Raw genomic sequence first — 9822 nt, 5'->3', positions numbered from 1 at the left:
GTGTTCTGGTGCACCGTGGTGTTGCCGCGGCGGGAGGTCGCCGAGGCCGTGGCCGTGTACTCCACGTCGAGCCTGTGCTGAGCGCCTACGACGTGCGTCCGGTGGGACCACAGTTTCAATGGAAACTGTGATTCGCCGTGGGTGGGATTTACAGTTTCAATTGAAACTGCGGTCCCTCGGGTGAGAGGTGAGGTGCGTCGGGAGTGGACTTCCAGCGGTGGTTGGCCGTGGCGGTGGGGGAGGCCGAGGCCGGGTTGGCCGAGGGCGGGATTCCCATCGGTGCCGCGTTGATCGGTCGCGACGGCGAGGTGCTCGGCAAGGGGCACAACCGGCGCGTGCAGGACGACGATCCTTCGGTGCACGGGGAGACCGCGGCCTTCCGGAACGCCGGGCGGCAGCGGTCCTACGCCGGGACGACGATGGTGACGACGTTGTCGCCGTGCTGGTACTGCAGCGGGCTGGTGCGGCAGTTCGGGATCAGCCGGGTCGTCATCGGCGAGGCCGAGAACTTCCACGGGGGGCACGACTGGCTCGCCGAGCACGGCGTCGAGGTCGTGCTCCTCGACGACCCGCACTGCACCCGGATGATGGCCGACTTCATCACCGAACACCCCGAGCTCTGGTACGAGGACATCGGCGAAGACGCGCGCTGACGGCGGTCAGCCCTGGGCCGCGGTCCGGCGGCGGAGGAAGTGCACCAACAGGCCGATCACCAGCCAGACCGCCGCCACCACCAGGGCCAGTCGGCTGGCCGTGACCAGGACGACCAGCGAGATCAGACCGCCGATCACCGGGACGACCACAGTGGACACCCGCCGTTCCCGGCCGGGGACGGCGAAGTAGCCGATCACCGAGGCGTGCAGCAGGACGAACGCGGTCAGCGCGCCGACCGTCACCATCGACGACAGGACCTCCAGGCCGTCCTCCGCCGAGGCCGCCCACACCGACACCAGCAGCGTCACCACCGCCGCCAGCAGGGTCGCGTTGCGCGGGACGTGGCTCCGGCGGTCGATCCGGGCCAGCGCAGCGGGCAGCTGGCCGTCGCGGGCCATGCCGAACAGCAGCCGGCTCACCGCCGCCTGCGCGATCATCGCCGAGAACGCCGGGGCGATCGCCTTCACCGACGTGACCGCCACCGCCAGCCAGCCGCCCAGCGCGGCCCGGAGCATGTCGTAGAACGCCGAGTCCTGCGCACTCGGATCCGCCGCCAACTCCTGCGGGGTCAGCGGGTTCAGCAGCGACGCCAGGTAGGTCTGCACGAAGAACAGCACGCCGCTCAACGCCAGGCAGAACAGCAGCGCCCGGCCGACCTGGCGCGACGAGCCGGTGTTCTCCTCGGCGAACGAGGCGATCGCGTCGAAGCCCAGGAACGACAGCACCGCCACCGACACCGCGCCCAGCACCGCCAGCGGGGCGAACTCGCCGAACCCGGTCAGCGGGGACAGCCACGGCCGCGCCGGGCCCTCGCCGGCCAGCACCACGAGAGCGGCCACCACGAACACCGCGAGCAGCACGATCTCCACCGCCAGCACCACCGTGCCGACGATCGCCGCGACCTTGACCCCGGTCAGGTTCAGCGCGGTGACCACCGCGATCGCCACGCCGGTGGCCAGCCACACCGGGATCTGCGGCACCAGCGAGTTGGTCGCGATGCCGACGAACAGCGACGCGACGCTCGGGATGAACAGGTAGTCCAGCATGATCATCCAGCCGGCGATGAAGCCCGGCGCGCGCCCCAGCCCGGCGGAGGCGTAGGCGAACACCGACCCGGCCAGCGGCACTGCGGCCGACATCCGCGCGTAGGACCACGCGGTGAACCCCATCGCGACGGTCGCCACGACGTACACCAGCGCCACCGCGCCGCCGCTGCGCGCGTCCAGCACGCCGAAGACGCCGACGGGGGCGAGCGGGCCGATGAACAGCAGCCCGGAGACGATCAGGTCGCGCAGCGTCAACCGGCGCTGCAGGCCTTCCGCGGTAGTGGTCATGTCCTCTATCCCAGGTCGGAACAACGCGGTCCCCGAAATGGTTGACCACGAACGGTCGCAGCGCCGAGGCTGGGCCGGCAACTCCAACGAACGTCAGGTGGTACGAATGTCTTCCACTCCGGTCGAAGTGACCCGGACCGGCCAGCACGCCTTCCTCGCGACCAACCCGCGCGGCGGGCGGGTCGCGATCGGCCGGGAGGACGCCCCCGACGCGTTCACCCCCGGCGAGCTGCTGCTCGCCGCGATCGCCGCGTGCTCCGCGGTGACCAGCGAGAACCTGCTGGTCCGGCGGCTCGGCGACGACGCCGAGGTGACCGTGCACGCCGACCGCACCAAGGTGCCGGAGGACAAGCACAAGTTCGCCCGCGTCCAGGTCGGCTTCGACGTGGACCTCAGCGCGATCGAGGACGACGGCGACCGCACCAAGCTGCTCGAAGCCGTCGAGCGCGCCATCACGAAGTACTGCACCGTGAGCCGTTCGGTGGAGGAAGGCACTCCGATCGACCTCACCCTCCCCAGCTGACCCCGGGCCCGGCCACCCCCCGGCTGTGCAACGACTGCGCAACCGCGGCAGTCGGAGGTGGTGGGGGCGTCGTAAGGTGCTCGTCGCGCACCGAGCGGTGCGCGACGAGTGGGAGGCGCAGTGGCACAGGAGACCGCACCGGCACGGCAGTCCGGGTTGCGCCGGGACCTGTCCGGCCGCCAGGTCGGCATGATCGCCATCGGTGGTGCGATCGGAACCGGGTTGTTCCTCGGCTCGGGGCTGGCGATCTCCATCGCCGGACCGGCCGTGATCATCGCCTACGCGGTGGCCGCGTTCGCGGCGCTGGCGCTGGCCTACGCGCTGGCCGAGATGATCGTGGTGCACCCGGAGGCCGGCGGGTTCGGCGCGGTCGTGCAGCGCTACCTCGGCGGACTGTCCGGGTTCGTGTCCCGCTGGATCTACTGGGCCGCGCAGGTGGTCAACATCGGCAGCGAGGTCATCGCGGCCGGGCTCTACGTGCAGTTCTGGTACCCGCAGCTGCCGCTGTGGATGCCGGTGGTGGTGTTCTCGCTGATGATGCTGGCGGTGAACTTCGCGGCCGTGCGGTTCTTCGGCGAGTTCGAGTACTGGTTCGCCATGATCAAGGTCATCACCATCGTGGTGTTCATCGGCCTGGGCGTGTTCTACATCTTCTTCGGCCTGCCCGGCCAGCAGCCGGCCGGTGTCGGGGCGCTGACCGAGCACGGCGGGTTCCTGCCCAACGGCATCGGCGCCGTCTGGCTGGCGCTGACCGTGGTCACGTTCTCCTACCTGGGCACCGAGGCGGTGTCGATGACCGCCGCCGAGTCCCGCAACCCGGGTCGGGACGTCCCGCGCGCCGCGCGCGGCATGGTGCTGCGGCTGGCGCTGTTCTACGTGCTCGGCATGCTCGTGGTGGTCTCGATCCTGCCGTGGAACGAGGTCTCGTCCTCCGGCGAGGTCACGGAGAGCCCGTTCGTGCGGCTGTTCAGCATGGTGGGCATCCCCGCGGCGGCCGGGATCATGAACTTCGTGGTGCTCACCGCGGCGCTGTCGGCGATGAACACCAACCTCTACATCACCTCGCGGATGACCCACTCGCTGGCGATGGACGGCTACGCGCCGAAGTGGTTCGCCAAGGTCGGCAGCAGCGGCGTGCCGCGCCGGTCCTTGGTGCTCTCCGCGGCGGGGTTGGCCTTGGCCGCGGTGCTGGCGGTGTTCGCCGAGGACACCGCGTTCGCGATGCTGCTGGGCCTGGCGTTGTTCGGGGCGCTGGTGACCTGGTTGATGATCTTCGCCAGCCAGCTGGTGTTCCGCCACCGCCGCACGAAGGAAGGCCTGCCGCCCTCCCCGGTCCGGTTGCCGGGCGCTCCGGTGACGACGGTGCTGGCGATGCTGTTCGTCGCGGCGGTCCTGCTGACCACGCCGTTCACCGAGCAGTTCAACACCGCGTGGAAGGCCGGCGTCCCGTTCGTCGTCGTCCTGTGCGTCGCCTACTACGTCGTCAACCGCCGCAAACCGGCTCGGAGCGAGGCCGAGGTCGAGAGCGCGCAGTAGTCGTCGGAGGGCGATTCCGCGGGGACGATCCGGCGAAATCGCCCATCCCTCACCACTCGCCCGATCGGGTGGTGAGGGTGACCTGAGCTGGGGAATGCGCGGGATTTACACTCGCGCATGTGTCGAACCAGCCGATGATCGCGCCCTCCATCCTCTCCGCAGACTTCGCCCGCCTCGCCGATGAGATCTCCGCCGTGAACGGCGAGCCCGGCAAGCGTGCCGACTGGCTCCACGTCGACGTGATGGACGCGCACTTCGTGCCCAACCTGACCCTGGGGCTGCCGGTGGTCGAGTCGATCCTGAAGGTGACCGACATCCCGATCGACTGCCACCTGATGATCGAGGACCCGGACCGCTGGGCAGTCGGCTACGCCGAGGCCGGCTCCCACAACGTCACGGTGCACGTCGAAGCCGCCAAGGACCCGATCGCCATCGCCAAGGACCTGCGCGCCGCGGGCGCCAAGGCGGGCCTGTCGATCAAGCCGGGCACCCCGCTCGAGCCGTACCTGGACGTGCTCAAGCACTACGACACCCTGCTGGTGATGTCGGTGGAGCCGGGCTTCGGCGGCCAGAAGTTCATGGCCGACGTGCTGGACAAGGCCCGCAAGGCGCGCGAGCTGGTCGACACCGGCCACCTCAAGCTCCTGGTGGAGATCGACGGCGGCATCAACGCCGACACCATCGAGCAGGCGGCCGAGGCGGGCGTCGACTGCTTCGTCGCGGGCTCGGCGGTCTACAACGCCGACGACCCGGCCCAGGCGATCGAGGCGCTGCGCGCCAAGGCGGCCCCCAACTTCGCGCACGCTCGCCAGTGACCAAGGCTCGTGAGCGTTTTGGGGCGCTATAGCAACCCAAAACGCTCACGAGGCCCGATGGGAGGACGTCGATGGTCGTTCGCGGCGAAGAGCAGGCGATGCGAGCCGCGATCGCGGCCAGCGAGCAGGTTCGGGGCACCACCAGCCCGAACCCTCCCGTCGGCTGCGTGATCCTCGGTGCCGGCGGCGAGGTCGTCGGCGTCGGCGCGACCCGGCCGCCGGGTGGTCCGCACGCTGAAGTCGTCGCGCTGCGCGCGGCGGGGGAGCGGGCCGAGGGTGGCACCGCGGTCGTCACGCTCGAACCCTGCTCGCACACCGGACGCACGCCGCCGTGCACCGATGCGCTGCTCGCAGCCGGTGTCGCGCGCGTCGTGCACGCCGCCTCCGACCCCAACCCGCTCGCCAGCGGTGGCGCGGAAACCCTGCGCGCGGCCGGAGTCGACGTCCTCAGCGGACTGCTGGCCGACGAGGTCGAAGCCGGGCCGCTGCGCGCCTGGCTGCACTTCGCCCGCACCGGACGGCCGCACGTGACCTGGAAGTACGCGGCCACCCTCGACGGGCGTTCGGCGGCCGCGGACGGCACCAGCAAGTGGATCAGCTCCGCCGAGTCCCGCGCCGAGGTGCACCGGATCCGCGCCCGGATGGACGCGATCATCGCGGGCACCGGCACGGTCCGCGCCGACGACCCGCACCTGACCGCCCGCGCCCCCGACGGCGCGCTGCTGGACCGGCAGCCGCTGCGGGTCGTGATCGGCGACAGCGAGATCCCGCCGACTGCGAAGGTGCTCGACGACGCGGCCGAAACGATCCAGCTGCCCGGCGGCGATCCCCGGGCCGCGCTCGCCTCGTTGGCCCAGCGCGGAGTGGTCGACGTGCTGCTGGAAGGCGGACCGCGGCTGGCCGGGGCGTTCCTGCGGGCCGGCTGCGTGGACCGGGTGCTGGCCTACGTGGCCCCGGCGCTGCTCGGCGCCGGACCGGCGGCCCTCGGAGATGCCGGAGTGGGAAGCATCTCGCAGGCATGGCGGTTGCAGATCGAAGAGACGACGATGAGTGGCCCGGACGTCCGCATCAGCGCTGTTCCCCAGGAGCGCTGAGCAGGTCCGGCAGTGCGCAGGGAGGCAGCAGTGTTCACCGGGATCGTCGAGGAACTCGGCACCATCGAGGCGGTCCAACCGCTGGCCGACGGCTGTCGGCTCACCGTCCGAGGTCCCGTGGTGACCGCGGACGCCAAGCACGGCGACTCCATCGCGGTCAACGGCGTGTGCCTGACCGTGGTGACCGTCGAGGACGGGCTGTTCACGGTCGACGTGGTGTCCGAGACGCTGCGGCGTTCCTCGCTCAAGGGCATCGCCGCCGGTGACCGGGTGAACCTGGAGCGCGCCATGGCGCTCGGGGAGCGGCTCGGCGGGCACATCGTGCAGGGCCACGTCGACGGCACCGCCGTCCTGCGCGGTACCGCTGCCGACGGGCTCACCAGCTTCGACCTGCCGCCGCGGCTGTCCCGCTACCTGGTGGAGAAGGGCTCGATCACCGTCGACGGCGTGTCGCTGACCGTGGTCGAGGCGGGGGAGTCGACGTTCAGCGTCGCGCTCATCCCCACCACCAAGGAGCTGACCACGCTCGGCCTGCGGGCGCCGGGTGACGAAGTGAACATCGAGGTGGATGTGCTGGCCAAGCACCTCGAACGGCTCTCCGAGGCGCAGCTGGCCCACCAGGCCCGTGGTGCGCAGGTCCGTTCGGGGGACAATGGCGGCGTCAGGGAGGCGCAGTGATGAACCCCGAGGTTGGCGGCACGGTGAGCACGAACAAGTTCGACAGCATCGAACGCGCGTTGGCCGACATCGCGGCCGGACGTCCGGTCGTGGTGGTGGATGACGAGGACCGCGAGAACGAAGGCGATCTGATCTTCGCCGCGGAGAAGGCGACGCCCGAGCTCGTGGCGTTCATGGTCCGCTACACCTCCGGCTACATCTGCGTCGGCATGCCCGGCGAGGACTGCGACCGCCTCGACCTGCCGCCGATGTACTACTGGAACCAGGACCGCAAGGGCACCGCGTACACCGTCACCGTGGACGCCGCCGAAGGCGTGAGCACCGGCATCTCGGCCTCCGACCGCGCCAAGACGCTTCGGGTGCTGGCCGGCGAGGAGTCCACGGCCAAGGACCTCACCCGCCCCGGCCACGTGGTCCCGCTGCGCGCCCGCGACGGCGGCGTGCTGCGCCGCCCCGGCCACACCGAAGCCGCGGTCGACCTCTCCCGCCTGGCCGGTCTGCGGCCGGCCGGTGCGCTGTGCGAGATCGTCAGCCAGAAGTCCGAGGGCGACATGGCCCGCCGCGACGAGCTGGAGGTCTTCGCCGAGGAGCACGACCTGGCGCTGATCACCATCGCCGACCTGATCTCCTACCGGCGGCGCTTCGAGAAGCAGGTCGTGCGGGTCGCCGAAGCCCGGATCCCCACCGCGCACGGCACCTTCCGCACCTTCGGCTACGACAGCACCCTCGACGGCATCGAGCACCTGGCGCTGGTCTACGGCGAGATCGGCGACGGCGAGGACATCCTGGTGCGGGTGCACTCCGAGTGCCTGACCGGTGACGTCCTCGGTTCGCTGCGCTGCGACTGCGGCCCGCAGCTGGACGCGGCCATGGAGAAGGTCGCCGAAGCCGGCCGCGGCGTCGTGCTCTACATGCGCGGGCACGAGGGCCGGGGCATCGGCCTGATCCACAAGCTGCAGGCCTACCAGCTGCAGGACAACGGCGCCGACACCGTGGACGCCAACGTCGAGCTGGGCATGCCGGTGGACAGCCGCGACTACGGGCAGGGCGCGCAGATCCTGTGCGACCTGGGCGTGAAGTCGATGCGGCTGCTCACCAACAACCCGGCCAAGCGGGTCGGCCTGGAGGGCTACGGGCTGCGGATCGTGGACCGGGTGCCGCTGCCGATCCGCCCCAACCCGGAGAACATCCGCTACCTGCGGACCAAGCGCGACCGCATGGGCCACGTGCTGGACAATCTCGACGACGGCGAGGATGCCTCGATCAACGGCGAGACTGGAGTGACGGCATGAGTGGCGAGGGGCGGCCGCGGGTGAGCGTGCCGAAGGCCGGTGAGCTCCGGCTGGGCATCGCGGCCATCCGCTGGCACGAGCGGTTCGTGGAGCAGATGCTCACCCGCGCGCTGGCAGCGGCCGAGGAGGCGGGCATCGCCGAGCCGACGGTGGTCCGGGTGCCCGGTTCCGTGGAGCTGCCGGTGGTCTGCCAGCAGCTGGCGCACCAGCACGACGCGGTGGTGGCGCTCGGCGTGGTCGTCCGCGGCGGCACCCCGCACTTCGAGTACGTCTGCGACTCGGTCACCCAGGGCCTGACCCGGGTGGCGCTGGACGAGTCCACGGCCGTCGGCAACGGCGTCCTGACCTGCGACACCGTGGAGCAGGTCGAGGCGCGGGCCGGGTTCGAGGACTCGGTGGAGGACAAGGGCTTCGAGGCCACCGCGGCGGCTCTGGAGACCGCGCTGGTGCTGCGGGAGCTGCGGGGCTGGAACGGCGAGCGGGGGTTCCTGTGAGCTTGGAGGTCCGACCGCGCAAGGTGCGGCGGGTGGCGATCCCGATCGCGGTGGTGCTGGTCGTCGTGTTCGCGGTGGTCGGTGTGCTGCTGAGGGACAGCCCCACCGGGGCGATCTTCTCGGTGTCCGACCAGATCTCGATGGGTGTGCTGGGCCTGCTGCTGGCAGCCGGGGTGATGCTGCTGGCGCGGCCGAGGCTGCGCGCCGACGCCGAAGGGCTGGAGATCCGCAACATCATCGGCACCCACCGCTACTCGTGGCCGGTGGTGCAGGCGGTGACCTTCCCGGACGGTTCCTCGTGGGCCCGCCTGGAGCTCCCGGAGGACGAGTACGTGCCGATCATGGCCATCCAGGCCTCCGACGGCGAGCAGGCCATCAAGGCGATGCGCGACCTGCGCGAACTCCGGCGCCAGGCCCAGGACGCCTGACCCGGACCTGAACAGCGACGAGGCCCGCGACCGGATGTGGTCGCGGGCCTCGTTTCCGTTCGCGTCAATTCCCGGCAGCCGGTTCCTGGGTGGCCCGGAGGGCGGAGCGGAGCCGGTTCTGGGCGCCGAGCAGGTGGCCCCGGAGGTTGGTCACGGCTTCGTCCTCGCCACCGGCGCGGGCCAGGCGGAGGAGTTCGGCGTGGGCCTCGGCGGCCGGGTGCAGGTCGATGTCCTGCGCGTTGGTCACGTCCAGCATCACGCCGAAGGTCGGTCGGTACTGCTCCCACACCGACCGCAGCCGCCGGTGCCCGGACAACTGGTAGAGCTGCGAGTGGAACTCCAGGTCGGCGCGGGCGAACGCGGGGGCGTCACGGCGCTGCGCGGCGGATTCCATGGCCCGCAGGCACTCCTCGGCCTGCGCCCAGTCGCCGGGCGCCGCCCGCCGCATGGCCAGCGACAGCGCCAACTCCTCCAGCGATCCCCGCAGCGTGTAGAGCTCGTCGACGTCGTCCTCGGTGAGACCGATGACGAACACACCGCGCCGACGCGCTTCCAGCAGCCCCTCGGCCTCCAGCTGCCGGAAGGCGTCCCGGATCGGGCCGCGGCTGACGTCGAACTGCTCGGCCAGCACGTCCTCGATGAGCCGGGTGCCGCGCGCCAGCTCCCCACCGATGATGCGGACCCGCAGCTCCTGCGCGACCCGGTCGCCGAGCGACTGCTGCACCAGGGACGGGAAGCTCAAAACCACTCCTCAGCAAGTCGGAACCGCCCCGCCCGGTGATTCGCCGGCGCGGGGCGGCTACCAGGTTAGCTTGCGCTCTCGCCGACCAGCGCCGCGATGATCGCCTCCGTCGAGGCGTCCGGTTCCGCGACTGCCATGCGGGAACCGCCGGCCGGCAGACCGCGCAATCGCTGGGCGCACTTGATCCGCCCGATGCTCGGTCCGAGCGCCGCCACGACGCGGTCGACGCGGT

Annotated in this window: 11 protein-coding genes; 9 read left to right on the top strand and 2 right to left on the bottom strand. The window is 71.1% G+C overall.

Going from position 1 to position 9822, the window contains the following annotated elements:
• The first annotated feature begins 203 nt into the window (after positions 1 to 203).
• Positions 204 to 653: a nucleoside deaminase gene (locus ABTZ89_RS29815; protein WP_270954550.1), complete on the top strand. Its 450-nt coding sequence runs from the start codon at positions 204 to 206 to the stop codon at positions 651 to 653.
• Positions 654 to 659: 6 nt separating this feature from the next.
• Here ABTZ89_RS29815 and ABTZ89_RS29810 read toward each other — a convergent pair whose 3' ends face one another.
• Positions 660 to 1988 (bottom strand): APC family permease, encoded by a 1329-nt coding sequence (locus ABTZ89_RS29810; RefSeq protein ID WP_351050881.1) that lies wholly within the window; start codon positions 1986 to 1988, stop codon positions 660 to 662.
• 106 nt (positions 1989 to 2094) lie between these two features.
• Here ABTZ89_RS29810 and ABTZ89_RS29805 point away from each other — a divergent pair, with 106 nt between their 5' ends.
• The 8 genes from ABTZ89_RS29805 (at position 2095) to ABTZ89_RS29770 (ending at position 8848) form a co-directional block, all read left to right on the top strand.
• Entirely contained in the window at positions 2095 to 2511 is a 417-nt protein-coding gene (locus ABTZ89_RS29805) for an OsmC family protein (protein WP_351050878.1), read from the top strand.
• A gap of 120 nt (positions 2512 to 2631) precedes the next feature.
• Positions 2632 to 4047, top strand: coding sequence for an amino acid permease (locus tag ABTZ89_RS29800; protein ID WP_351050875.1), 1416 nt, complete (start codon positions 2632 to 2634; stop codon positions 4045 to 4047).
• Between the two features lie 134 nt (positions 4048 to 4181).
• Positions 4182 to 4862 carry a ribulose-phosphate 3-epimerase gene (gene rpe, locus ABTZ89_RS29795; RefSeq protein WP_270954639.1) on the top strand — a complete coding sequence of 227 codons (681 nt, stop codon included), beginning with the start codon at positions 4182 to 4184 and terminating at the stop codon, positions 4860 to 4862.
• Positions 4863 to 4933: 71 nt separating this feature from the next.
• Positions 4934 to 5956 carry a bifunctional diaminohydroxyphosphoribosylaminopyrimidine deaminase/5-amino-6-(5-phosphoribosylamino)uracil reductase RibD gene (ribD, locus tag ABTZ89_RS29790; protein ID WP_351050872.1) on the top strand — a complete coding sequence of 341 codons (1023 nt, stop codon included), beginning with the start codon at positions 4934 to 4936 and terminating at the stop codon, positions 5954 to 5956.
• A gap of 30 nt (positions 5957 to 5986) precedes the next feature.
• On the top strand, positions 5987 to 6634 hold the full coding sequence (locus ABTZ89_RS29785) for a riboflavin synthase (RefSeq protein ID WP_270950148.1): 648 nt from the start codon (positions 5987 to 5989) through the stop codon (positions 6632 to 6634).
• Complete coding sequence (locus ABTZ89_RS29780; protein ID WP_270950149.1) at positions 6634 to 7926, top strand: bifunctional 3,4-dihydroxy-2-butanone-4-phosphate synthase/GTP cyclohydrolase II; 1293 nt, start codon at positions 6634 to 6636, stop codon at positions 7924 to 7926. The genes ABTZ89_RS29785 and ABTZ89_RS29780 overlap by 1 nt, the downstream gene beginning before the upstream one ends.
• On the top strand, positions 7923 to 8420 hold the full coding sequence (ribH, locus tag ABTZ89_RS29775; protein WP_270950150.1) for a 6,7-dimethyl-8-ribityllumazine synthase: 498 nt from the start codon (positions 7923 to 7925) through the stop codon (positions 8418 to 8420). The genes ABTZ89_RS29780 and ribH overlap by 4 nt, the downstream gene beginning before the upstream one ends.
• Positions 8421 to 8452: 32 nt before the next feature.
• Positions 8453 to 8848 (top strand): PH domain-containing protein, encoded by a 396-nt coding sequence (locus ABTZ89_RS29770; RefSeq protein ID WP_270950151.1) that lies wholly within the window; start codon positions 8453 to 8455, stop codon positions 8846 to 8848.
• 64 nt (positions 8849 to 8912) lie between these two features.
• On the opposite strand, the gene ABTZ89_RS29765 is transcribed toward ABTZ89_RS29770, so the two are convergent.
• Entirely contained in the window at positions 8913 to 9596 is a 684-nt protein-coding gene (locus ABTZ89_RS29765) for a GntR family transcriptional regulator (RefSeq protein WP_502949616.1), read from the bottom strand.
• Positions 9597 to 9822: the final 226 nt, after the last annotated feature.

Source organism: Saccharopolyspora sp. NPDC002686, from assembly GCF_040295745.1.
Taxonomy (GTDB): domain Bacteria; phylum Actinomycetota; class Actinomycetes; order Mycobacteriales; family Pseudonocardiaceae; genus Saccharopolyspora; species Saccharopolyspora oryzae.
Note: the sequence above shows the minus strand (reverse complement) of the source record. Positions and strands in the feature narration are given on the sequence as shown.

Coding starts and splice junctions, on each gene's coding strand:
- ABTZ89_RS29810 (WP_351050881.1), bottom strand. CDS start 1,988: ATGACCACTACCGCGGAAGGCCTGCAGCGCCGGTTGACGCTGCGCGAC.
- ABTZ89_RS29805 (WP_351050878.1), top strand. CDS start 2,095: ATGTCTTCCACTCCGGTCGAAGTGACCCGGACCGGCCAGCACGCCTTC.
- rpe (WP_270954639.1), top strand. CDS start 4,182: ATGATCGCGCCCTCCATCCTCTCCGCAGACTTCGCCCGCCTCGCCGAT.
- ribD (WP_351050872.1), top strand. CDS start 4,934: ATGGTCGTTCGCGGCGAAGAGCAGGCGATGCGAGCCGCGATCGCGGCC.
- ABTZ89_RS29780 (WP_270950149.1), top strand. CDS start 6,634: ATGAACCCCGAGGTTGGCGGCACGGTGAGCACGAACAAGTTCGACAGC.
- ribH (WP_270950150.1), top strand. CDS start 7,923: ATGAGTGGCGAGGGGCGGCCGCGGGTGAGCGTGCCGAAGGCCGGTGAG.